This is a genomic window from Paenibacillus septentrionalis, from assembly GCF_042659865.1.
In the GTDB taxonomy this organism is placed as follows: domain Bacteria; phylum Bacillota; class Bacilli; order Paenibacillales; family Paenibacillaceae; genus Pristimantibacillus; species Pristimantibacillus septentrionalis.
Map to the genome: position 1 here is coordinate 1 of NZ_JBHSTE010000012.1, position 25655 is coordinate 25655.

The 25655-nt window shown below is 42.4% G+C and carries 18 protein-coding genes and 7 tRNA genes; 1 reads left to right on the top strand and 24 read right to left on the bottom strand.

Annotated features, from left to right (window positions below; translation table 11 throughout):
* Nucleotides 1-26 precede the first annotated feature (26 nt).
* The 16 genes from ACFP56_RS21390 to melA all read right to left on the bottom strand — a co-directional run bounded on the left by ACFP56_RS21390 (nucleotide 27) and on the right by melA (nucleotide 16496).
* On the bottom strand, nucleotides 27-647 hold the full coding sequence (locus ACFP56_RS21390; protein WP_379238490.1) for a hypothetical protein: 621 nt from the start codon (nucleotides 645-647) through the stop codon (nucleotides 27-29).
* A gap of 172 nt (nucleotides 648-819) precedes the next feature.
* Nucleotides 820-1116 (bottom strand): TnsA endonuclease C-terminal domain-containing protein, encoded by a 297-nt coding sequence (locus tag ACFP56_RS21395; protein ID WP_379238492.1) that lies wholly within the window; start codon nucleotides 1114-1116, stop codon nucleotides 820-822.
* Nucleotides 1107-1628: a TnsA endonuclease N-terminal domain-containing protein gene (locus tag ACFP56_RS21400; protein WP_379238494.1), complete on the bottom strand. Its 522-nt coding sequence runs from the start codon at nucleotides 1626-1628 to the stop codon at nucleotides 1107-1109. The genes ACFP56_RS21395 and ACFP56_RS21400 overlap by 10 nt, the downstream gene beginning before the upstream one ends.
* 207 nt (nucleotides 1629-1835) lie before the next feature.
* Nucleotides 1836-3671, bottom strand: coding sequence for a glutamine--fructose-6-phosphate transaminase (isomerizing) (gene glmS, locus ACFP56_RS21405; protein WP_379238496.1), 1836 nt, complete (start codon nucleotides 3669-3671; stop codon nucleotides 1836-1838).
* 671 nt (nucleotides 3672-4342) lie between these two features.
* The gene (gene glmM / locus ACFP56_RS21410) at nucleotides 4343-5683 is read right to left on the bottom strand and encodes a phosphoglucosamine mutase (protein ID WP_379238498.1); all 1341 of its coding nucleotides are present in this window, start codon (nucleotides 5681-5683) and stop codon (nucleotides 4343-4345) included.
* A gap of 51 nt (nucleotides 5684-5734) precedes the next feature.
* Nucleotides 5735-7216, bottom strand: coding sequence for a CdaR family protein (locus ACFP56_RS21415; protein ID WP_379238500.1), 1482 nt, complete (start codon nucleotides 7214-7216; stop codon nucleotides 5735-5737).
* Nucleotides 7209-8042, bottom strand: a complete 834-nt coding sequence (gene cdaA, locus ACFP56_RS21420; RefSeq protein ID WP_379238502.1) for a diadenylate cyclase CdaA — start codon at nucleotides 8040-8042, stop codon at nucleotides 7209-7211. Before cdaA ends, ACFP56_RS21415 begins: the two co-directional genes overlap by 8 nt.
* Nucleotides 8043-8166: 124 nt before the next feature.
* Nucleotides 8167-8814, bottom strand: coding sequence for a zf-HC2 domain-containing protein (locus tag ACFP56_RS21425; protein ID WP_379238504.1), 648 nt, complete (start codon nucleotides 8812-8814; stop codon nucleotides 8167-8169).
* Between the two features lie 121 nt (nucleotides 8815-8935).
* Nucleotides 8936-9502, bottom strand: a complete 567-nt coding sequence (gene sigW, locus ACFP56_RS21430; protein ID WP_379238506.1) for an RNA polymerase sigma factor SigW — start codon at nucleotides 9500-9502, stop codon at nucleotides 8936-8938.
* A 106-nt stretch (nucleotides 9503-9608) separates the two neighbouring features.
* Nucleotides 9609-10706 (bottom strand): S1C family serine protease, encoded by a 1098-nt coding sequence (locus ACFP56_RS21435; RefSeq protein WP_379238508.1) that lies wholly within the window; start codon nucleotides 10704-10706, stop codon nucleotides 9609-9611.
* A gap of 329 nt (nucleotides 10707-11035) precedes the next feature.
* Nucleotides 11036-13840 (bottom strand): phosphoenolpyruvate carboxylase, encoded by a 2805-nt coding sequence (gene ppc, locus ACFP56_RS21440; protein WP_379238510.1) that lies wholly within the window; start codon nucleotides 13838-13840, stop codon nucleotides 11036-11038.
* A 590-nt stretch (nucleotides 13841-14430) separates the two neighbouring features.
* Nucleotides 14431-14504: transfer RNA gene (locus tag ACFP56_RS21445), tRNA-Gly, on the bottom strand.
* 8 nt (nucleotides 14505-14512) lie between these two features.
* Nucleotides 14513-14589 (bottom strand) — tRNA-Pro (locus tag ACFP56_RS21450).
* A 16-nt stretch (nucleotides 14590-14605) separates the two neighbouring features.
* Nucleotides 14606-14682, bottom strand: a tRNA-Arg gene (locus ACFP56_RS21455).
* A 6-nt stretch (nucleotides 14683-14688) separates the two neighbouring features.
* Nucleotides 14689-14763: transfer RNA gene (locus ACFP56_RS21460), tRNA-Gly, on the bottom strand.
* Between the two features lie 434 nt (nucleotides 14764-15197).
* Nucleotides 15198-16496: an alpha-glucosidase/alpha-galactosidase gene (gene melA, locus ACFP56_RS21465; protein ID WP_379238512.1), complete on the bottom strand. Its 1299-nt coding sequence runs from the start codon at nucleotides 16494-16496 to the stop codon at nucleotides 15198-15200.
* A 193-nt stretch (nucleotides 16497-16689) separates the two neighbouring features.
* Here melA and ACFP56_RS21470 point away from each other — a divergent pair, with 193 nt between their 5' ends.
* Nucleotides 16690-17535 (top strand): AraC family transcriptional regulator, encoded by an 846-nt coding sequence (locus ACFP56_RS21470; protein ID WP_379238514.1) that lies wholly within the window; start codon nucleotides 16690-16692, stop codon nucleotides 17533-17535.
* Between the two features lie 116 nt (nucleotides 17536-17651).
* Here the strand turns inward: ACFP56_RS21470 and ACFP56_RS21475 are convergent.
* From ACFP56_RS21475 to ACFP56_RS21510, 8 genes are all read right to left on the bottom strand, one after another.
* A tRNA-Leu gene (locus ACFP56_RS21475) sits at nucleotides 17652-17734 on the bottom strand.
* A 41-nt stretch (nucleotides 17735-17775) separates the two neighbouring features.
* Nucleotides 17776-17858 (bottom strand) — tRNA-Leu (locus ACFP56_RS21480).
* Between the two features lie 160 nt (nucleotides 17859-18018).
* Entirely contained in the window at nucleotides 18019-18909 is an 891-nt protein-coding gene (locus ACFP56_RS21485; protein WP_379238516.1) for a carbohydrate ABC transporter permease, read from the bottom strand.
* A gap of 12 nt (nucleotides 18910-18921) precedes the next feature.
* The gene (locus tag ACFP56_RS21490) at nucleotides 18922-19812 is read right to left on the bottom strand and encodes an ABC transporter permease (RefSeq protein ID WP_379238518.1); all 891 of its coding nucleotides are present in this window, start codon (nucleotides 19810-19812) and stop codon (nucleotides 18922-18924) included.
* Nucleotides 19813-19891: 79 nt separating this feature from the next.
* A complete protein-coding gene (locus ACFP56_RS21495) occupies nucleotides 19892-21535 on the bottom strand; it encodes a hypothetical protein (RefSeq protein WP_379238520.1) in 1644 nt (547 codons plus the stop codon).
* 250 nt (nucleotides 21536-21785) lie between these two features.
* A complete protein-coding gene (locus tag ACFP56_RS21500) occupies nucleotides 21786-23555 on the bottom strand; it encodes a cache domain-containing sensor histidine kinase (protein ID WP_379238522.1) in 1770 nt (589 codons plus the stop codon).
* A 30-nt stretch (nucleotides 23556-23585) separates the two neighbouring features.
* The gene (locus tag ACFP56_RS21505; RefSeq protein ID WP_379238524.1) at nucleotides 23586-25211 is read right to left on the bottom strand and encodes a helix-turn-helix domain-containing protein; all 1626 of its coding nucleotides are present in this window, start codon (nucleotides 25209-25211) and stop codon (nucleotides 23586-23588) included.
* A gap of 275 nt (nucleotides 25212-25486) precedes the next feature.
* Nucleotides 25487-25569, bottom strand: a tRNA-Leu gene (locus ACFP56_RS21510).
* Nucleotides 25570-25655: the final 86 nt, after the last annotated feature.

Here is a 25655-nt window from a genome sequence, read left to right on the forward strand (position 1 = left end):
ACTGGGTTATCTAACACCCATTCAGTTCAAACAGATCCCCTCATAAAAAGTGTCCAACTTGCTGTTGACGATCCACTTTGTACACGTGTCTCTTTATTAAACCAATATTTAAATTGCTCTAAAGTAGGTATTTCATCCTCATCCTTTAGAATTAATTTTTCTATTCCTGCACTATAATAAATATCTTCAGTATAAAATTCTCTTAACATTAGTTTGTAAGCTACTGTCAAGCTATTCTGCTTAGAAGTAAGATAATACTTATTTATAGCCTTTCTAAAAACTTCTTTTGTGGATTCGTCTACGTTAATCCCAATACCTTGATACTTTCTTGGGCGACCTCTTTTTTTCTCACCAGCATTACGCACTTTACCTAAGGCTCCAGATTTATTATAGTCTGGTAATAAAGCATTAATAGTTTTACCTGTTGACCAATATTTGTATAAATACTTTCTTATAGTGTGATAAGAAATGGTATGTGTTTCACATACTTTGTTAATTGCTTTACTTCTATATTTTTTTTCATATATATGAGGTTCCTTATTGACTAAATCTCTGATTAGTAACCAAGCATTATCTCTTAATTGATTATGCCTCTGTTCGTACTCATCTGTTGATAGGGAGTAGGGGTACCCTTTTCTTTTATCCATTCACTTGATATAATACCTTCCCTAAGTTCAGATAAGTTTTTCATTATTGGCAATGCTTTTGGATTATCTAATTCAATTATGTATGAGTTGATTACACTATGATCTATCCATAGGATTGTGTATTTTCTCCCAGTACTAGACTCAATTAAAATTTCATTAATATAAAAATTCATTATGCTAATCCTTCCTCTACGATTTGTTCACTATCATAACTAATAGTTTTTACATCACCATGTAAATCAATTGGGATATTAATATCAGTAGTTAATATCTTTCTAGCTAATAGATGTCTAAATATAGTAATACCTGTTCCATGTTCGTAATTATATTTTCTATCAAATGATTTTAAATTTTTTAGAATCTCACCACTATAAGTATCCCATTCATATAGAAATGAACTGATTTCTAAATCCAAATCTATTGAGTATGAATTTCTTAGATATTTTAAATTTTTAATTACTACCGGCAAAAGTTCTTTCTCTGTAACAATTCCCCAATTAATACCTTGTTTCTCCCAATATATTCTCTCGATTTCAAACTTTGAATAATTCTTTCATCATTTAACTGTTCAGAAGGCTTAATAGTTCTTGCTAGATGTACTATCTTATTTCCTTCTCTTAACGTAATTAAAAAATCTGTTGTCATTACTATTGGAGTGCCTGTTTTTAAATCAGTAGGATGTTTTACTTCTAATTCCTCTGAAATTTTTAATGTACTAATTCTATCTAGAGGATATTGTTCACGAATATCTAAAACATTAGAAACCCAATCTAGAATACATAAATAATCAAACTCCATATCGGATAAAAGATGATGTATCCTATTAGTTTTCCAACCCATTACTCTATGAGATCTACCTTTAGAAGGGACATCTTGGATTGTTAACCAAGGTTTATAGTTACTTAATTCACCTTGACCCCTGCCATCCTTTACATACCTTGCAATCTTTTCCTCTGTCCAACCGTACTTTTGGGAACTCATTGTATCAACTCCTTTTATTTCGTTTTATAGGTTGATGAAAAAAAAATCTGCTCGCATGATGCGAACAGATTTTGTCATTACTATTCTAGACAATATCAGAATTATTAATTCACTTTTTGAACAACTTTTTTATTTTTTGAATAACTTTATTACGTTTTTAACAACTTTATTTTCTGCCTACAAAAAGTTTTACTCAGTCACACACTACTACTCCACCGTAACACTCTTCGCTAGGTTACGCGGTTTATCCACGTCATGACCTAGTGAAAGTGATGCGTAGTAGCTGATCAGCTGCAACGGCACTACAGAAAGCGCTGGAGTCAATACTGGCAATGTTTTCGGAATCGAGAACACTTCGTCTACAGACTTCGCAACCTCAGCCTCAAAGCCTTGGTTCGTTACCGCAAGCACATGAGCGCCGCGTGCCTTAACTTCCTTAATATTGCTTAGCGTCTTCTCATATAGATCCTCTTGCGAGATCAATGCGATCACCGGAATACCATCCTCGATCAGCGCTAGTGTACCATGCTTCAACTCACCCGCTGCATATGCTTCAGAGTGAATGTAGGAGATTTCCTTCAGCTTCAAGGAGCCTTCCTGTGCAACCGCATAGTCTACACCGCGACCGATGAAGAATAGACTTGTATGATGGGACATAGATTCAGCCACTTGCTTCAATACAGCAGATTGCTCTAGGATTTCTTCTACTTGTTCTGGGAGAGCAGTCAGAGCTTCAATGACTTGTGCAATTTGCTCTGAAGATTGTGTACCACGTACACGAGATAGATGAAGACCTAGCAAGTAGAAGGCAATCAGCTGAGAAGAGTATGCTTTCGTTGAAGCAACAGCGATCTCAGGACCCGCCCATGTTACAAGCACATCGTCTGCCTCACGAGCAACAGATGAGCCTACAACGTTCGTAATTGCAAGTACACGTGCTCCGTTGCGCTGTGCTTCACGCATTGCCGCAAGTGTATCTGCAGTTTCACCAGATTGACTCACTACGATAACAAGCGTATCTGGCGTAATGATTGGACTGCGATAGCGATATTCAGACGCTACATCGGTTTCAACTGGAATACGCGCCAATGATTCAATCACGCTTTTACCAACAAGACCAGCATGATAAGCTGTACCACATGCCACAATATGAACCTTATTGATCGACTTCACATAGTCGTCGCTCATTTCAAGCTCTTTGCTAAGGTTTACCGACTTACCGTCCTCAGCAATGCGGCCTAGCATTGTTTCACGATATGCTTTTGGCTGCTCATGAATTTCCTTCAGCATGAAGTGGTCGAAGCCAGCTTTCTCTGCTGTTACAAGATCCCAGTCGATATGCACGATGTCTTTCGCAATGGATTCTCCGTTTAGATTTAGCAGCTCAACGCCATTCGTTGTAAGAACAGCCATTTCGCCATCGTCAAGGATATAAACATCGCGTGTATATTCAAGAATAGCCGGAATGTCGGAACCGATAAAGTTCTCGCCTTTCCCTACTCCAATAATTAACGGACTTGCAAAACGTACAGCAACTAGTTTGTCTGGCTCATGCGATGTTAGCACGCCTAGCGCGAATGCACCTCTCATGCGCTGTGTTGCACGCTGCACAGCCTCAACAAGATTGCCGTTGTATTCCTCAGCGATTAAGTGAGAAACAACCTCCGTATCTGTCTCAGACACAAATACATGACCCTTCGCTATCAATTCCTCTTTAAGATCCAAATAATTTTCAATAATACCGTTATGAACAACAGAAAATTGATGCGAGTTGTCTGTATGCGGATGAGAGTTTACGTCAGATGGCTTGCCGTGTGTTGCCCAGCGCGTATGACCGATCCCTGCTGTACCAAGCAATGGCGCACCGTCAAGCTTCTCTTCCAAATTCGCAATACGGCCCTTAGCCTTTTTGATTTCAAGGCCTTGCTCTGTAAATACCGCGATGCCCGCTGAATCGTAGCCACGATATTCAAGCTTTTTCAAACCAGATAGCAAAATTTCTTGTGTTTCACCTTTACCAATATATCCTACAATACCACACATAATTGTAATCCTCCGTATCGTGCATCGCTCCAGCATCCAGCTTCTTTAGCTTAGAATGTGTAACAGTTGCAGCTTCTATGCCGCACCCTGCTTGCTTCAGCAAATAGGAGTTTGTAGGTGATAATTCATGAAAAGGGCGTACGAAAGATAAGTCCACCCAATCCAGCAACCACCTACTCTCCCTAGTAAGCAGAAGCTAGATCTGAACGATCACGTTCTTTTAGTTTAGTCGAACAAGTCAACTTATTTACAGACAGCTAGCTGTTTGTTCAATCAGTCGCCCAATTGGTTTGCAGTCTAGCTTACGGTTGTCTGGATTACCGAAAGGTCCCCGCCGAATAATTCGAACACCTTTACCTCGTCAGCTTAACAGTACGCAGCAGCTTGAAGCTGCTCGTTCTCCGATCGTTAAGCTCTGGCGCTTGTTGTTGCTTTGTAACCTCTATCCTCACTTTCCTTCTTGAATCATAATATCTATCATATTCATTTTCATGCTTGTGTGCAACTTTTTATTATAAAATTGGACAACAACCAAAAATAAGCAAGCGCGAACAGCCTTAATGATATGCTGTCCGCGCTGCTAGTAGCTTCGTGTCAGCCCGTGAGCATTTGAACTATCGAAAGAAACGGCGCCTAACCGGAACTTCAATTAGCCAACAACCAGCTAAACCCTAGCCAAGCTGCTGCTTCACAACTCCAGCAATGCGGTCTACATAGGCGTCTACAAGCTCCTTCTCAGGACCTTCTGCCATCACGCGAATCAGTGACTCTGTGCCAGAAGGACGAACCAATACGCGACCATTGTCGCCCAGCTCCGCCTCTACCTCTGCAACAGCCTGCTGAATAGCTTCATTGCCCTGATATAAGCTCTTGTCCGCTACACGCACATTGACAAGCTTTTGCGGGAACTTGCGCATGAGCGTTTTCAGCTCAGACAGCTTTTTGCCTGACAGCTTCACGGTATCTACTAGCTGCAGCGCCGTAAGGATGCCATCACCTGTTGTAATGTAATCAAGGAAGATCACATGACCGGACTGCTCACCCCCCAGGTTGTAGCCGCCGCGACGCATTTCCTCCATCACATAGCGGTCACCGACAGCCGTTTGCGCGGTTTTCAGTCCAATTTGCTCAGCACCTTTAAAGAAGCCGATATTCGCCATAACTGTCGTAACAACCGTATCGTGCTTAAGCTTGCCTTCCCGCTTCATACGATCGCCGATAATGCATAGAATAAAGTCGCCATCGACCTCCTCACCAAGCTCATCAATTGCGATTAGGCGGTCTGCATCGCCGTCAAAGGAAAGCCCTAGATCAGCGCCATGTGCCAGCACCTGCTCACGCAAATATTCCGGATGTGTTGAGCCAACACCGTCATTGATGTTTTTACCGTCCGGCTCAGCGCCCACAGTAATAATATCTGCACCAAGCTCCTTGAAAATTTGCGGAGCCAGCTCATAAGCAGAGCCATGCGCGCAATCCAGCACAATTTTCAAGCCTTCAAAAGTTGAGGCCACCGTTGTTTTTAAGTACTCCACATATTTTTGGGCAAATTCTCTTGCATCAACACGCGAGCCTACATCGCCCCCGATTGGACGCGGCAGCTCATCTACTTCAGCATCGATCAATGCCTCGATTTCAAGCTCTGTCTCATCAGACAGCTTAAAGCCGTCTCCTGCGAAAAATTTGATTCCGTTATCCTGTACAGGGTTATGCGAGGCAGAAATCATGACGCCCGCATCCGCCTTTAATTCCTTTGTAAGAAAAGCAACCGCTGGTGTAGAAACTACACCTACGCGAATGACGTCTGCTCCAATAGAAAGCAGTCCTGACGTTAATGCGGCTTCAAGCATTTGTCCAGAAATGCGTGTATCTCGACCTATTACAATCTTAGGTTTTGCAGCTGTACGTGTTAGCACGTAACCTCCACAACGTCCTATTTTATATGCCAACTCTGGTGTAAGCTCCGTATTGGCTACTCCACGTACACCATCTGTTCCAAAATATTTCCCCATCGTTATCGTTCGTCTCCCTTTTACATTTCATAATTAATGATATCTACTATTCTATGGTGAAGCGTCTTCAATGTTCTCATCAATCGAATCATCGCCAGATGCTCCATTTCCATGATTGCCACTTGGTTGTGGCGTAGCTTGCACAGCCTCATCGTCCTCCTCTGGAGGATCGTTATTGTTGCTGCTGCCTGAATTGCCAGCAGAGCCAGTCCCATTGCCTGGGACTGGCTCTGTGTTTCCACTAGAACCACCATTATTGCGAATAGGTTCGCCTAATGCATCAAGCTCCTCGGTACCGCTTATCCTGACTGTCACTGTCAATGGATATTGATCATTTTCAGTCACCTGCAAGTAAGCAGGCAGCTCTGCATCTATCGTCAGCTCATGGGTCCCCTCTGCTAAGCCCGTCACATCCAGCGACAGCTTGACATCAGGTGTTCGAAGCCTCTGCAGCAGCGTAGCAGCACCCTTTACAAGGACATTAATACGGCCATTGCTGGAATTGTTAATGCTCGCTTTCTTATCCTCAGCTAGTCCAATCAGCGATACTGGCACATTTGTCATCGCCCGCTGCTCCGTTGCCTCTATGACAACATTTACTGCAATCTCTTCAGGCGTTACCTGAGCCACACCATCTACCTTTTCAGCCTTCACCAGCACTTCTCCCGATTCCTTCACCTTGGAAAGATCAAGAATAAAGCCATCGAACATTGCCATCTGATCCAGTGTCGCTTGCGCAGCATTAACCGTTACCGATTGCTGTGTCGTGTTAATCGAAACGAGGCTGAAGCCTTCAGCCAGCGCTCCAGTATAGCGCAGCTGAATTGGCATCTCCTTTGCAGGCAGCGTAATTTTCGTTTCTGCCGTCAACGTATCTGGGACAATCGTTACATTGTTCATCGGGCTGCCTTTCGTATCATACGCTATGACCTTTGCCCGTTTGTTCACCACCGTTGAGCTCGCATCCGTCACATCAACCGTTACAGCAAGCATGCCAAGGTTCGCATAATCATCCTTCGGCATCGTCACTTCAACGACATTGCCCGTATCCCCAATAATTGACGATTCACCGATTAGGTAGCCATCTGCTGGCTTGCCTTCGGTCAGTACCTGTACCTCACGGGTTTGGGTTTCCAGCTCCTCAATATGCACCAATACAATGCGAGGAGAAATTTCAATTTCTCGAATTCCTGAAGGCAGCTCTGCCTTTAGCGGCAGCTCTTGAATGCCAGACTCTACCCCTGTCAGATCCAGCTTGACGACATAATCGTCATTGTTGGCTGCCAGCAAGCTGGAGATTCTGCCCTCAACCACTAGCCTGGCGACGGTCGGCTCCATTGCCGTCAACATATATTTATCTGTATCCAGTCCCTCCACTACGATTGAAGCTGCTTCAATGACCTTTGTATCTGTATTAGACGTCACAGACTGCGGAGAAGTTTCTGGGTCGATATGTACAACTGCCCAGATTAATATCGCAATCATAACCGCTAAAACTTTCAATGAAGTAGGATGATTCAACAATTTATCCATGCTGACCCTCCTTTTTGCGTCTAAACCAATTAAACTCCTTTTTATTAATATCCTTCTCAGGAGACAGCTCCTCATGCAGCTTGGAAATTAAAGATTCCTCATTAATATCTCTCACGATTAAACCATTAATGGATAACGAAACCTGTCCGGTTTCCTCTGATACGATTAAGGAAATCGCATCACTGACCTCACTCACCCCAATCGCTGCACGGTGACGCGTGCCCAGCTCCTTGCTGATGAACGGGTTTTCGGATAATGGCAAATAACAGCCTGCCGCCATAATTTGACTACCTCGAATAATGACCGCTCCATCATGCAGCGGCGAATTCGGAGTAAAGATGTTCATAAGCAGCTCAGACGAAATTTTCGATTCAAGCGCAATTCCTGACTCGATCATCTCTGTTACACCAGTTTTGCGCTCAAATACAATTAGCGCACCGACCTTGCGTTTGGCCATGGAGCGGACAGCTCGAATAATCTCATCAATCTGCTCATTCAAGTCGGAGCCATCCAATGTTGCGCTTCTGGAAAAAAACTTGCCTCGACCAAGCTGTTCCAGCACACGTCTTAGCTCTGGCTGGAAAATGATAAGTACTGTGACAATACCAAATGTAAACATCTGGTTCATCAGCCACTTTAGCGTATATAGATCAAACCATGTACTGATCGCCCATGTCGCAACAAGCACGAAAATCCCTTTTAAGAGCTGCACAGCGCGCGTTCCACGTACAAGCAGCATCATTTTATATATAATAAAGGCGACGATCCCCACATCGATGATATCCTTCACCCAATCCTGCCATGTGGAATCCGTAAAATAATTCATCGCTCAACCCCCAACTGCCAACAAGACTAAAGCTCGCCTGCTATATGCTTTCGATATTGTCGAAGTGAAATCCTTTAACCAACAGAAAATAAAAAACTCCCCTAAAAAAGGGGAGCCTTGTCGATTACTGTGGAATCACATCGGAGAACGAAGAAGTTACCTTATACCAGAACCAATCTAATGCCTGATCGATAACCTTGCTTTGACCTGCTATATGTCCAGTTGAGGCTAGTACCATCTGTCCATCGATAACGGTCACATCTCCGCTAACAGCACCCTTTACCTCAACTATACCATTTTCTACGACCAAATCTCCAGTCAACTCAATTCCTTCAGGCACAATTACGGTATTTCCCTCAATGACAATATATTGCAAGTCTTCTTGAGAGCCTGAAATCACAAGCTTGGCATCTTGATCCCATGATGCAAACATACTAATCACCATAACTGCCAAAAACACCGCAGCAGCCGTTAAGCCTGGATAGCGATATAGCCAACGAACGAATCTGGCCTTCGATTGCGTGCTTCGTGTAGATGGAAGCTGAGCGAGTATCGATTGCTTCAGGTTGGATACTTCAGCAGGTTTACGCTCATTTGCCATCGATGATTGCAACGCAAATCGCGACAGCGCATCGGTTCGTTCTAATTGCTCGTATGTTTTCATACAGCTCTCACACTGTTTCAAATGTGTATTCAGCTGTTCATGTTGATGATTTTCCAGCTCACCGTCCAGGTATTGATGAATAAATTCAATCGCTACCTTACAATTCATAGCAGCCAGCCCTCTTTCCGTCTTATGGTCATGCTTTTTAGCTTTAATAGGAATACGCAGTATTCTCAAGAATGTTTCAAAAGAATATTGCCTAATTTATTGGAATTGTAAATTAAAGCGGTTATAAGCGGTGCTCCAGCTTTTTTCGCAAAAATTCACGCCCGCGATGGACTCTGGTCTTAATCGTCGTCACTGGCATGTCCAATATGTCTCCTACCTCTTGCAGCGAAAGCTCATGAATATAACGAAGAATCATAACGGTTTTATATTTGGGCGGCAATGTATCAATTGCCTGATGAATAATTCGCTGCGTTTCTGACAATAACAGCTCAGACTCAGGGGTACGGTTATCGCTTGGAATCATCGAATAGCCGTCAAGACCTTCGTACTCAGACGATTCCGCATCCAGCGAATAGATAGGCTTGCGCTTGCGCAGACGATCAATACACAAATTCGTCGCAATTCGATAAATCCATGTCGAAAACTTCATCGTGTCGTCATAACGTTCCAAGTTGTTGTACACGCGCATAAATGTATCCTGTACAACATCTTCGGCCTCCTGCCGATTGTTCAGCATGCGATAGGCCATATGGTATAGCTTCTCCTGGTATAGCTCGACAAGCTCTGCAAAAGCAGCCTGGTCGCCTTTCAATGCCAGCTTCACGAGCTGACTCTCTAATAAATTCACTCAACGATTCCTCCAAACGTCTCATGGTACGTCTGATCAATAGTTCTATTTTATCCTATATTAGCGAAAGATTCGAGCCTTGAGGACTCGAATCTTTAGAAATATTTTAAGAGATCGATGAAGCTGCTACTGTGCTGTTGATATATTCCACGATACTGTTGGATGGAATCGCAAATCCAATCCCCTGAGCCTCTGAATTGACTGCTGTATTCATGCCAATGACTTCTCCAGCCTCATTAAGCAATGGACCGCCTGAATTGCCCGGATTAATCGAGGCATCCGTTTGCAGCATATGCTCAATGACATGCTCTTGACCGTTTTCATCCTGTACCGTAATTGGACGCTCCTTCGCACTGATTACGCCCATCGTGAGCGTATAGTCATAGCCATATGGATTGCCGATTGCCATTACCCAGTCGCCGATGACCAGCTGGTCAGAATCCGCCAGTGTCAAGGCAGGAAGCGTCTCTCCATCAGCAGTCGATACCTTTAATATGGCGATATCGAGCTCTGAGCTGCTGCTAATGATGTCAGCGGTTAACGGCTCCTCTTGACCGGTGATTGATACTTCTACTTTTTCAGCTCCTGTTACAACATGTGCATTGGTAACAATATAACCCGAGCCATCTACAATAAAGCCAGTCCCTAAACCGCTAAGCTGCAAATTCTGATCTGCCCCTGACTTTGTTTGACCGCCTTTAGACTGCTCCTGCTGACGTTCTGTCGAATCGCCCTGCTCCCCTGCTCCTTGACGATTATTATATTGCTGCGGCATTCCGCCGAAAAATTGCCAAAACTGTGGATCATCAAATATGCTCGTCATCTGCGGCGTTGTGTAGGTCTCGATTTTGACAACGGCGCTAGAAGCTACTGCATACACATCTGCAGGGCTAAAGGTATGTGAGGCTGTCATCAAACCTGCGCCAGCGCCAGCACTAGCACCATTCTGATCAGAGCCTGATGCTACCTCTGTCACAGTACCAGTGCCTCCAGTGAACAGATTCATTCGATCTGCCATAAAGCTGAGACCGCCGATTAGCAGCGCTCCCGCTAAAAATGCAGAGGTATAGGATAGCAAGGAACGCTTCGCTGTCTTCTTTTTAGCCTTAATAGGCGGGAGCTCTTCTAGCTGACGATAATAAGCTTCAAACTGCTCCTCTCCAGCGGGACGCTGGTGTCTATTCGTAAAAAATTGATTATTCATAATCAAACTCTCCCTTCATGTCATGCTTTTGTGACGAAGCACGATAAAGTTTTTCATGCGTAAAAGATATAGCTTAATCATGAAGGTCGTACATTAAATTAAAATTAAACAAACTATAAAGCAACATAAAACTTGCCGGGCCCACGTAGTGGAATACGTACCGTTAATTACATCCTTCGCGAAATCCTTCTCTTGAGTTCCTCACAATGAGATCCTTGCCGCGAACCACCAAATAAAGCCGGGTACTTGCGGATACAAAAAAAGCCTGTTCCTATGGAACAGACTTTTCTATATGACAAAGCTTAACTAGCCTATAGACTAAGCAGCTATTAGCCCGTATTACGAAGTCCTGCTGCAATACCATTGATCGTTAGAAGCACTTCACGTAGAAGCTCTTGATCATCGCCACCAGACTCACGAATCGCACGCAGCTCTTGCAGCAATTGAACCTGTAAATAGCTCAGCGGATCAACATAAGGGTTGCGCAGACGAATTGATTCCTGGATAACAGGTACATTATCCAAAATTTCACTCTGATTCGTTATTTTTAGAATAAGCTCAGAGGTCAAGTTATACTCCGATTCCACTTGAGTGAAGATACGCTCACGAATCGTATCATCCTTAATCATAGATGCATACTGAGATGCAATCTTCATATCTGCCTTAGCAAGCGCCATTTGCAGATTGTCGATTAAGCTGCGGAAGAATGGGAATTTCTCATACATCGTTTGCAAGGTAGCAAGCTTCTGCTCATCGTTCCCGATATATTGCTGAAGCGCTGTACCAGCAGCATACCATGCAGGAAGCAGGTAACGGCTTTGCGTCCATGAGAATACCCAAGGAATTGCACGCAGGTCTTCAAAACGATCGCTGTTTTTGCGTTTGGATGGACGAGAACCAATATTCAGCTCGCCAACCTCGTTAAGTGGAGTAGACTCCTTGAAGAACGTTAAGAAATCCGGATCACGGAAAATAAGATCCTGATACTTCTTCTGTGCTGTTACTGAGATTTCAGCTGAAATCTCTTCCCATTCCTTTTCAACCTGAGGACCTTGCTCAGGATATTTCGCTAGACGAGCAGCTGTAATTAGCGCCCATGTCGCTTGCTCAAGCGAGCGATATGCTATGCCTTCCATCGAATAGCGTGAGGAAAGAACCTCGCCTTGCTCTGTTATTTTAATGCCCGCTCCTACTGTATGAGGTGGCTGTGCAAGAATACTGCGATTAAGCGGCATTCCGCCACGACCAAGCGAACCGCCACGACCATGGAAGAACTTCAGCTTCACATCGTACTCGCTTGCAGCAGCTGTAATGCTGTTAAGCGCAATACGCAGCTCCCAGTTCGCTGTAACGACACCGCCGTCTTTGTTACTGTCAGAGTAGCCTAGCATAATTTCATGCATATCTCCGCGTGCAGCAACTGCCTTGCGATACAACGGAATCTCGAACAGCTGCTTCATAATTGCTGGAGCAGCGTGCAAGTCTTCGATCGTCTCGAACAAAGGTACAGCTTGAAGCGTACAGCTTACATTGCCATCCTCTTCATAACGGAACAGACCTACTTCCTTGGCAAATACCATAACCTCCAGCATATCGCTGGCAGCTTCAGTCATACTGATCAAGTAGCTGGAAATGCAATTGACGCCAAATTCCTTCTGCGCCTTCGCAACAACCTCATAAACATCCAGGCACTCGCGAGTAGAATCGGAATATTCGATATGATGTGAAGTAAGAGGACGTTGGTCCTCAAGCAGTTTCACAAGCACTGGAATTTTCTCTTCTTCAGACAAAGCGCCATAGTTATCTACGATGCCCAGCTTATGAAGCACCTCAGTCATTGCATTCTCATGCTCTTGACTATGCTGGCGAATGTCTAGCGTCATCAGATGGAAGCCAAACAGCTCAACCTGACGAAGCAGCTTCGCAAGATACGTATCTGCAAAATAATCAGCATAATGACTGCGCAAGCTGCGATCAATAATACGCAGATCCTCCATAAGCTCCTCTGGGCTATTGTAGTAAGCAGACCCTTCAGCAGTATGCGGATCGATCGTATTACCTAGCTTTTCGATCATATATGCGATTTTCACGCGATAAGGCTCTGTAGGATTTCTCCATACATCCTTATTTTGCATAACAACACAGCTGCGATCCTTCTCAATAGAAGCAAGCAGCTCTTCAGTTACGGTCACAAGATTCGTGCTGAAGCTCAGCATTTGCAGCATCTCGCGAAGCTGCTCCTCATACTTGTGGACAGCAAGCTGACGATGAAGCGTTAATGCTTGCCATGTAACATCAGAGGTTACAGATGGGTTGCCGTCACGATCGCCGCCAATCCATGAGCCGAAGCGAAGATAGCTTGGCACATGCCATTTTTTATCTGGATAATATTTCGATAAGCAACGCTCAAGCTCTTCATACACGCTTGGAATTGCATCAAATAATGTTTCGTCAAAATAATAAAGCCCGTTTTTAACTTCATCAATAACGGTAGGCTTACGATCACGAAGCTCATCAGTCTGCCATAGAATAAGAACCTCATTCATTAGCTTCTCTGTCAGCTTCTCGCGCTCACGGTACGTTAGCGTTGGATTGTCTAGCTCCATCACATCTTCAGCAATGCGCTTATGAATATCAAGTACAGCGCGACGAGTCGCTTCTGTTGGATGTGCAGTCATGACAAGCTCTAAAGAAATACCTGCCAGCATTTCTTCAATGTCTTCTGTTGCAATGTTACGATCTTTTAGAACTTTAATCGCACTTTCAATTGACCCATTCTGAACTTCCTCACCAGCCAAAAACTCATAGTCGCGTTTTCTTCTAATCCGATGATTTTGTTCTGCAATGTTGACTAATTGAAAATAGATCGCAAAAGCACGAATGACCTGATGACGCTGTTCTGAGCTAAGCGATGAAATCGTTGATTTCAGCTCTTCAAACAACACAGGATCAAAATGTGCGCGGAGAGCCTTGCTTTGCTCTCGAATCTGTTCTACAAGCTCTAGCAGCTCACGGCCACCTTGATGAACGAGAACCTCACCGAGTATATTGCCCAGGTAACGAACATCGCGTCTAAGTAAATTATTAGATTGCGTCCGATTAGTCGCTGTTGATGTTACAGTTTGATCCGACATACTCTTCCTCCTACAGATCTGTACAGCAAACTCACAAACCATGCTTAATATAGTAGCTATAAATCATATTCGTAAGATTACTCTCAGTTATTCGCAAAAAACCACTTCAACCATTATACAACATAATGCAACTACATTGAAGCCTTGAAAGCAGAATTAATCTAAAATTTCGCTGATTTTAACCTCTTTTTTAGATCGAAAGCGCTTAAAAAGGGAATTTTCCTATATGTCAATAAGTACAAACTTTTTCAATAATCTATCTAGGTGTTTAATTGGCCCACAATCCTTCTATTATTGATAACAATATCACTATTGCTAAACCTTAAATATTGATGTATAGCGACTTGCCATCGAAATAATTCATCGAAAAATGTAAATCGCCTGAAAAAGCAAGCTAACTACTCACATTAACTGGAACTGCTTTTCGCCTTCCACATTGGTAAAAGAATGAAAATACGTTGGCATAATTATTAACTCAAGTGAATAGTTTCACATTTAATGGAATTGTATAAAGTGCAAATGCATGTGAGGTGAATTACTGTAGAAAAACACAAAAAAACCTCGATCTTCTCGAGGCCTGACATTCGTTATGGAGCGGGCGATGGGAATCGAACCCACGCTATTAGCTTGGAAGGCTAAAGTTCTACCATTGAACTACGCCCGCATATGTGATGGTCGGGATGACACGATTTGAACATGCGACCCCCTGGTCCCAAACCAGGTGCTCTACCAAGCTGAGCTACATCCCGTTAAAGTGTAATTAAGTGGCGCGGCCTAAGAGATTCGAACTCCTGACCTTTTGATTCGTAGTCAAACGCTCTATCCAGCTGAGCTAAGGCCGCAAATTATGGAGCGGAAGACGGGAATCGAACCCGCGACCCTCGCCTTGGCAAGGCGATGCTCTACCGCTGAGCCACTTCCGCAAAACTTAATCACTTTGTCATTCGCAATTACTTATCGCGGCGACAAGTAATAATATATCACCTTCAAAAACAAAATGCAAGTGGTTTTCATAAAATTTCTTAAAAAAATTCCAAGGGACATAAAATACATTGTAAAAAGTATCAATGCTCCGGTTTTAACAGGCTTTTTCTCCGAACGATGATGCAAGCTCGCCTCTAGCATGCTGTCACTCACTTATTGTCGAAACAGCATGCTAGAATCATTACCAGCCTGAAGCCCCGCTCATATTAAAAGCTCATCTCTATGAAAAATAATTACGCCATACTAACTTTTCAATACAACATGATCAATATAACGCTCGCCGTTCAACTCACTGATTACATTTCTTGCAACCTTCACATTAACCCGACAGATGACTACAGAAATCGACCCATTCTCGACAAACCAAAATTAGTTAGCTGAATTTCGGAAGCCAATCGCCATGTGCCTCGATCAGATCATCACATAGATTGACAATATCGTCTATTGATAGCTCTGCCGAAGTATGAGGATCTAAAAGCGCAGCATGATAGATATGCTCTTTTTTCAATGTTTTTGCAGCTTCAAGCGTGAGCAGCTGTGTATTGATATTCGTGCGGTTAAGCGCAGCAAGCTGCGGTGGCAGGTCACCTACATAAGTTGGTGTCACCCCAGATGCATCAACCAGACAAGGAACCTCAACACACGCCTCATTCGGCAAATTGGTGATCAATCCAGTGTTCATCACGTTCCCGCCAATTTTATAAGGCTGATTGGTCACCATAGCCTCCATAATGCTGGATGCATATTCATGACTTCGTGTATGCTGAACCGTCTCACGTGCCAGTATCGCATCTCGGCGCTCTTCCCAATGCTTAATTTGCTCGATGCAGCGGCGCGGATATTCATCCAATGGTATATTGTAGCGCTCAATCAGCTCAGGATAATTTCGTTTAATGAAGTAAGGGTGGTACTCAGCATTGTGCTCTGATGACTCTGTCACATAGTAACCAAAACGATTCATCAACTCAAAACGGACCATGTCATAATGCTTCTCTTTTTGTTTTTCAGCAGCACGTCGCTTAATTTCCGGGTACAGATCTACGCCGTCCTTTTTAACCTCAAGCAGCCACGCCATATGATTGATCCCTGCAATTTTACTTTCTACGCCGTTATGATCCATTCCTAGCGCATCGAATAAATGAGGAACACACACCTGCACGCTGTGACATAATCCGACCGTCTTGATTCCTCCTATTGTATTCATTGCATTAGTAAGTACTGCCATTGGATTCGTATAATTCAAAAACCAGGCGTCTGGACAAACCTCCTGCATGTCGCTTGCAAAATCAAGCATAACCGGAATGGTACGCAAATTCCGAAATATCCCGCCAATGCCAATCGTATCTGCGATCGTTTGACGCAGCCCATATTTTTTAGGGACCTCAAAATCAGTGATCGTGCACGGATCGTAGCCGCCTACTTGAATCGCATTAATGACAAATTTAGCCCCCCTTAAAGCCTCTTTACGATCCAAATACGTCGTGATCGTGCAAGTGCTGCCAATAGAATCTCTCAAATGCGTAAGTAAAGTTTCCGATTCCTTTAGACGAACAGGATCAATATCATAAAGCGCAAGCTCAAATCCTTGTAACGCTGTCGTTAGCATCGTATCTCCCAATACATTTTTCACGAAAATGGTACTGCCAGCTCCTAGAAAGGTGATTTTAGACATAGCGTCTACCTCCAACATATGAAATAGTAGTAACAGCTATACTATAAAATGAACGGAGTGTAGCAACCATAGCACACTTGAACAATCACCTGTCTTTATTCTACATCTTGCAAATTTGCTATTAATGCTGGCAATAATTCTTGCTATACTGACAATAGGATAATTTGATATCTCTACACTAGGAGGGACAATAATGAATACGATTACCATTCATTGTGCAGGTGCAACTCATCAGCACCAATTGGCGATACAGCTTCTGTTTCACGGCAGAGAGGATTGCGAACCCGGTCATTTTTGGGGTCCTGGTCTCCGTGACAGCTACATCCTGCATATCGTCCAACGTGGTCGAGGCATGTTCCATGGCAAGGATCAAAGCTACACCCTTTCGCGAGGGCAGGGATTTCTAGTTATGCCTGATCGAATTGTCCATTACGAAGCAGATCAAGAAGACCCGTGGAGCTATTGCTGGATAGGCTTTCAAGGTCTGCAGGTCAAAACCATGTTGCAAGCAGCTCATATATCCGAGCATAAGCCTGTCTTCAACTTCCATAATGAAGAATTGATTGATCATCTTCATCAAAATCTGGTTGATGCTTCTAAATTAAAAGGCTACGATCTAATGCTGCAAAGCATTATGTACCGGGTATTCTCAGAGCTGGTAGAGAGCTCAGACAACCACAATAATCAAGTTATCCAATCTACTACTGAACATTATATAGAGCAGGCCAAGGAATGGATAAACCATAACTATAGCCAAAAAATCATGCTAAGCCAGGTTGCACAGCATGTCGGATTAAATAGCAGCTATCTCTCTCGATTGTTCAAAGCCAGATATGGCTTATCGTTGCAAGAATACATTATGACATACCGCATGAATCGGGCAATTGAGCTGCTCAACAACACCCAGCTTACCATTAGTGAGGTTTCACGATCCGTCGGCTACCCAGATCCTTTTGTTTTCTCAAAAATATTCAAAAAGACAACCGGAAAAGCACCTTCTGTCTTTCGAATTGATACGCATCACATCGAATATGAATGAAGCAACGCTTCTTGCCCCATATGGCTATCGCCTAACCTCATCATTTCTGACGATAGCAAGAAAAAACGATACAACAAAAAAACCACCAGATCAACTGGTGGTGTCACATTCATAAATGGTGCGCGTGGAGGGACTTGAACCCCCACGGTCGCCCGCTAGATCCTAAGTCTAGTGCGTCTGCCAATTCCGCCACACGCGCACATTATGATACTCATATGAACTTGTCCCATAAGGGATATCTGGTGCGCGTGGAGGGACTTGAACCCCCACGGTCGCCCGCTAGATCCTAAGTCTAGTGCGTCTGCCAATTCCGCCACACGCGCACACCAAAAAATTGAGTACTTTTATAGAATACATGATACAAATTCAAAAGTCAAGCAAATTATATTGTGGAGAAACGACACATAAAGCAAGCAGGATAGAGAGCAATACGAGCGCTCCTTAACCTGCTTGTTTTACAAAGGTACATTAACTCCCTTATAGTTAACCTTTTACACTGCCAAGCACAAGTCCTGTTGTAAAATACTTTTGCAAGAACGGATAGATTAGCAAAATTGGAATGGCTCCTAAAAACATCTGAGCTGCACGGCCTGTACGCACATTCATCATGGCTAGCATTTGGTTATAGTCATTGCTTGATCTTTGCATGATTTGCTCAAAGCTCAGCAATAACGTTTGAAGATAGCTTTGCAGCGGATAGTTAGCCGTGTCATTCATGTATATAATGCCATCAAACCACGAATTCCAGTGTCCGACAATACTGAACAATCCAACCGTTGCTAAAGCCGGCTTTAATAGCGGTAAAATGATTTTGAGCAAAATTTGCATCGGTCCAGCGCCATCAATTGTGGCCGACTCTTCAATTTCTTCAGGCAAACCACGCAAAAAGTTCATTAAAATAATCATACTGAATACTGGCAGCGCTCCCGGCAAAATGAGCGACCAAATCGAATTAATTAGTCCAGTCTTCACAACAATCAAGTACGTTGGAATTAAGCCTCCATTAAACAGCATCGTGAACACAAAAAAACTCATATATAGTCCGCGGCCCATTACTTTATCTTTCGTTTTTGACAACGGGTAAGCCGTAAGCACAATCAGTACCAAATTTACAAGCGTGCCTAATATAACGCGTTGAACTGAAACCCACATGGAGCGAAAGAACTCGCCGCCTTCTAATGCAAATTCATAAGCCTTTGTGTTAAAGCCGATTGGCCAAAACACAACTTCTCCAGCTGATACTGCCGCACTGCTGCTAAAGGATACCGCGAGTAAATTTACAAATGGCAGGACACACAGCAATGATGTTAGAAGCAGCACGGTATAATTCAGAATGTGAAATAGCTTTCTTCCCAAGCTCTTATCTTGAACCATAGTTCCCCCTCCTTAGAAGATTCGATAGCCAGCAACACGATAAGCAAGCACATAAGATAAAATGACCAAAATACATGAAACAATCGATTTGAAAAATCCGACTGCGGCCCCTACAGAATACTGCGCCTGTTGAATCCCTAGTCGATACACATACGTGTCGATAATATCGCCTGTCTCGTAAACAACGGGTGAATACAAATTGTAAATTTGATCGAATCCAGCATTCAATATGTTTCCTAACGCAAGTACTGTCATCAAAATAATCGTAGGTGTTAATAGCGGCAAAGTGATATAGATGGTCTGCTTCCAGCGCTTTGCGCCGTCCATTAGTGCGGCCTCATATAAGCCAGGATCAATGCTCGTTAATGCTGCCAAATAAACAACGGTTCCAAAACCGAAGCCCTTCCAAATATCCGTTACGATCATAGTCCACGGAAACAATGAAGGATTTCCCAAAAACGATACAGGGCCTATACCGAATAAGCCTAAAAATGAATTTACAATCCCTTCTGAACCAAGAATGTCGATCATAATACCAGCCATAATAACCCAAGATAGAAAATTCGGGATATATACCAATGTCTGAAAGGTTCGTTTTGCTACCGTTCGAATCACTTCATTCAATAACAGAGCAAAAATAACAGGAACGACGACACCGCCAATTAATTTGAAGACAGACATATACAACGTATTCCAGATGGTTCTTACAAAATTCGGCTGTCTGAACACATGCTCGAAGTTTTCCATGCCAACCCATGGCGAACCGAATCCTAGTCCTGGATTGTAATCCTGAAACGCAATGATCATCCCATACAACGGTAAATAACTATATATAAACACGAGGACAATACTTGGAATGAGCATCAAGTGAAACGTTTTTTGCTGCTTAAGCTTTTTTAACATGCTCTACTCCTCCGTTTTTTTCATAAATGAGTTAAAACAAAGGAAGCGAGCGACAACCCGCTTCCTTTCCTATCGATCATTATTGACCGTACATGGCATTAACCGCTTCAGTCGCTTCTTTACCGCCAGCCAGGTACCAATTTTGAACAAGCTCATCAAAATAATCAATGTCCTCTGCGCCCATAATAATTTTTGTAAATCCTTCTGTTAAAATATCATCCAGTGTTGATCCGTACTTCACTAGCTCTTTTGGAGGGGCCCCCCACATTGCAGTCTTAATATACTGCTCGTTATCTAGAATGATTTTTGCCTGCCCGTATGCTGGCTTTGGCGATCCTTGCTGCAAATAATCCCCTACAGCAGCTGGTGTTCCATTATTCTTAAATTCAAGACTGTTATTGTATTTCTGCCACATGCCGCTTGTTGTAAATTTACTTGTATCATTGTTCTGCAATGCCTCGCTTACGTGCTCAAACTGCTCGTAATCCGTCATCGGATTAATGATCTTGAATGCACCTGTAACATGTGCAATATCTTTATCCAGCATCGCCGATAAGGTTTCAGCAGATTCATGCTCTGAACCTTCATCTAAAATATAAGCATAGAAGTTTAATAGCTTAATGGCAGCCTCAGGATTTTTGGCCTTTTTGTTTACTACCGTATAAGCTCCATTAGCAAAAAAGATAGATTGTGTAGCGATCTCGCCGTCAACCGTCGGAATGAGATACGGATAGAATACGGCATCTGTGCCCTGATTGGTCACGGTGTCTACGCCAGGATTGTATCCCCACCATTGATAATAGGGTTGTACGCCTGCTTTACCCGACACAATCCCAGCATTCATCGCACTAAAATCTTTGATCGGAAACTCTGGATCAATAATACCTAGCTTAAACCAATCTGCCCATGCCGCCAGTGCATCCTTCATCTCTGGCTGCACAGATCCATATTCCAGCTTGCCATCATCTCCTGGCAGCCAAACATCAGGGTGTGCTCCCCAGCCGATTGCCAGCAAATTCAAATAATCAAGCGTCTGATCAACAGCTATACCATAGCCTCCGTAAGCCTCTTTAAACTTTAGGGCAATGTTTTTAATATCGTCTAATGTTTTCGGATCGTCTAAACCGAGCTCTTCCTTCCAGTCATTGCGAATCCATATAAAATCGGGCTGGTCGATAATACCCCAGTGCATTTGAGGAATACCATAAAGCTTTCCATCTCTTTTTCCTGATTCATAGCTGGCTTGATCTGCTTCCATATATCCTTTGATGCGATCAGAAGCATAGGTGTCAAACACTTCTGTCAAATCCATAATCATGTTTGCATCGATTAATTGCTGCAGCTGTGTTGCATTTACATGAAATACATCAGGCAGATCGTTCGACGATATCGCTAAATTAAGCTTCGTGTCATATTCGTCGGTTACCCAATCCGTTACGACTTCAATATTGAATCTTTCCTTATAGGCACGCGTCCATACATTGTTAGACATGTCATCCCCGCTCGGAAATTGTGCAGAAGAATACTCGGATCGAACGGTATGAATCGTGATCGTTTCATCATAAGCGCCAAACGCATAGTCGATTTCTCCGTTCTCATTAACGGCTTGTGACGGCTTTTCTGTATTACCATTCGAATTACCTGATTTCGTCGTACCTCCCGCACATGCTGTTAAGAAAACCATAAACAATGTCATTAGTATAGCTAGACCTTTTTTACTCATGTCAAACCCCCTATATATCGTGTTTGCTTGCCACGTTTTCATTATAAGTAAATCCCTTTTCTCGTTAAATTAATGAAATTGACAGGTTCATTGTCATTTTTTTAACGATTTGCTTCCGGTTCAGCTTCAAAGCTCAATGAAAGTAAAAATAGTGCCAGATGAGAATAAAAAAGTGCACTAAAAAAAGAGGCTATACCTTAGATACGTTTATTAGGTAACAGCACTCTTTCCTAAACCTATTTATTCCTAGTTAGCGACTTACATCTTCATACGGCAAATGAATTCGAAATACCGTGCCCTTGCCTACTCCACTCTCAAACTCAACACCGTACGCTTTTCCGTAGTGCAACTCTATTCTACGTTTCACATTGTACAAGCCAATACTGCTGCTTGGATTGACCTTACCTGAAATTAATTCCTTCACCATTCGATACGTTTCCTCGTCCATTCCTGTACCATTGTCATGTACCTCAATAACAAATCCATTACGTGTATTCACGTTCCAGGCAACACGGATCGTGACTAAGCCGTCCTCTTCAATTTCTGCAAGACCATGAAAAATTGCATTTTCAACAAGCGGCTGCAAAATTAATTTAGGCATGAACGGATTAAGCAGCTCGTCATCGGCAACAATGTCCATTCTAATCCGATTGTAGTACCGGACCCGTTGAATCTTCATGTAGTTTTTCAAATTGTCCAGCTCTTCTCTTACCGACACCATTACCCCTTCTGCTCGTGCTGCGTAACGAAGCATCGCGATTAATGCTTCAGTAATTTCTACAATCGAATCTGCACGCTGCATAGAGGCGATCCACTTCACAGAACCTAATGTATTGTATAGAAAATGCGGGTTAATTTGAGATTGCAGCGCTCTAATCTCTGCAGCTGCCTTCTCTTTTTCTTCTTGTTGAATTTGCTTAACCAGTCTTTTCAATTCATGGGACATTCGATTGAATCGGTTAGATAATAATCCGATTTCATCCCGAGAGTTAATATGTGCTACCTGCTCAAAGTGTCCCTGCTCCACTTGAAGGATGTTATTCATCAGTTTTTTGATTGGTCGTGTCATCATACTGGATAATAACGTAGAAATAATAACGAGAAACAGCAGCATAAGAAGTGCCAGTACGTACACATTACGTCTTAAAATATCTCCCTCAGCCGATAGTTCACTCATTGGCATGTAAAGATAGGTTGTCCAGCGTTGTCGCTCAAAGGGGCTTTGTACGATGATATTCGATTGTTCGTCAGGACGTATTGAAGCAAATTTTTGTCCAATTAAGCTTGTATTGGAGTTATAGATAATGTTGTCCGATTCATCAATAATCGTAAAACGGCTGCGCAGCGCCTGCTGAAGCCTGCTATTCACGACATCAATTACACTTAGATCAATACGCACGACCATAATTCCTAATACAGTCCCACTATTGACGTCCAGTATTTTTCTAGCGTGTGCAATAGCCAGCTTTTTACTTATTGTTTGTTTATCAACATGTGTATCCAAGGTCATCATTTTACTATTGGATACCTGAAAAAACTTAAACCACTCTTCTTCCTTAGCATTATAACTATAATCAATAGGCAGATCCGAACCGACAAAGAGATCCTTTCCGCCGTTTAGATTGTAAACATAAAAAGAGATTTCCCTATCCTTCATCATCATATAGTTCATTAACATCGCATAAGCAGAATTTTTATTTTCCTGACTATCATTATGCAAGTAATTTTGTAAAGGATAATTCTCCTCCTTATCAACCTGTACACCGGTATTCATGCCAAAGGTCGCAACTAATGAAATTTTCTCAATTTCCTTCAAATACTCATCGATGCGAACATTAGTCTGATTGGCGATGTCCATCAGCAACTCGGTGTATTTCTGCTCTAATAACCGCTGAGAGGACAAGTAAGAGTTAACGGTCATAACGAATATTGGCAATATGACAACAATTAAACAAATGATTAAAATCTTCGTTTTAATGCTTATAAACGAAAATCGCCTGCGTATCTTCAGATTTTCCATCTTATTGCCCCCATCATTAGGCAAATTGCGCTAACCTCGATATTCTTCGGGACTGACCCCAACTACTTTTTTGAATATTTTACTGAAATACGTGTAATTATGATAACCAACCTTATCGGCAATCTCATAAATCTTATAATGGCTGTTTTCTAGAAACGATTTTGCACGTTCTATTCGAACACGCGTTACATATGCTACAAAATTTTCACCCATTTCTTGTTTAAACAGTCTACTAAGATAAGAAGGATTTACATTAATTTGATTGGCTACGCTTTGAAGCGATATATTTTCAGAATAATAACGATTAATGAATTCAACTGCCATTTCGGTATAGCTGCGCTGCTCTGGATTTTTGCAATCCGAAAGCAAACACTTTTCCGCATAGTCAAACACAATCTGATGAACCTCATCCCACGTTTCAGCTGTAAACAACGCTTCATACGGAAGTGCAACGGTTTTTTGATAATTGGCTGGCATGCAGGTGCTTATGCTTTCAGTAAGGCGAATATATGCTTCACGTATCATCTTTTCATTTGCCTGCCTATGGTTGAGATCCATTCGAAAGCTGTCGAAGTAGGCAGTTAGCTTATTGCTATCACATGCAAATGAAAGATTCATCTCATTCACCACATGTAATTGGTTTGCGGCGTCAGTCTGATTATGAATTTCACCTTTTGATCCTTCATCAAAATCTTTAAGAAAAGACATATCGCCCTTAACATCGTGATAAAACAAAATATGCCCGCTACCTAAAAAGAAACGATAGCGCAATGCTTGGTCAGCTTCATGATAAGCCATTCTTACATTACGGAAGCTTTCTACAAAGGAGCTTATTCCTATTGAAATGGACATATTCATGAAATCCTTTATTGTTCTTTGAATGTTGTTGCACAGCTTTCTTATGTCGGTTTCGATTATATCTTCAGTCTCTAGAGGGAGATTCGCTATGATAAGATATTCAGAGGAGCTCTCAACTACAATTTCTTTATTCCATTTTCTAGGGATGATTTCTTCTAGTATGTTAACAACGGAAAAGCGCAGCAACTTTTCATCCTTCTCTACATATTTCCTCCTTACTACTGTGAATTGATCGATTCGTAGCTTCATAACGACCAACGGTTGTGATTCCACTGCAATCTGTAATTGTTGGCTTTTTGAAATTGCATCCTTTTCGTCAAGCAGGCCACTTATCAAATCCTTAAAGAAGCTTTCCTTTAGATGTGTAAGACTTTGCGACAAATCTGCTTTTATGATGGAAGGATATAGTGCTCCGTGGTGAACTTCGCTTTTTGAGCTGAACGTTGTAAGTAATTCTATTAATGTCTCAGGAGTGATTTCGCTCTTAATCAAATAGTCAATTGCACCTAGACGAAGAGCTTCCTTAACATAACCAAACTCATCAAAGTTGCTTACGATGACATACTTGCAATAGGCTAAGGCTTTGGATGCTTCACGAATAAATTGAAGCCCATCCATTACTGGCATTTTAATATCTGTAATGATAAGATCAGGCTTCATGCTTTTTGCCACTTCCAGTGCCTCTTTACCGTTGGTTGATTCTGCCACTATTTGAAATCCATATACCTCCCAATTGATCATAGATCGAATTCCAATACGCATTAATAACTCATCATCAACAATCATCAGTTTGTGCATGACAACCCCTCATTATTTCTTCATTAATATTTATACTATTACGTTAAAAGAATACTTATTTCTAAAGAAAACGTTTTCAAAAAAGAATATATATCTACATGAAATGAAAGTATTTCTTATTTTTGTAAAAAGGATAGTTAAATTATATAGTAGCTATTCTAGATGTCAACCTTACTGAATAACAATCCTGTTATCCATACATACCAAAAAAGGCCATTAGCTTTTAAGAGCTAAGGCCTTGTATTAACTGTATTAAGATTTTAGTAAGATATATCTGGTGCGCGTGGAGGGACTTGAACCCCCACGGTCGCCCGCTAGATCCTAAGTCTAGTGCGTCTGCCAATTCCGCCACACGCGCACGATATATAACTGGTGAGCCATGAAGGACTCGAACCTTCGACACCCTGATTAAAAGTCAGGTGCTCTACCAACTGAGCTAATGGC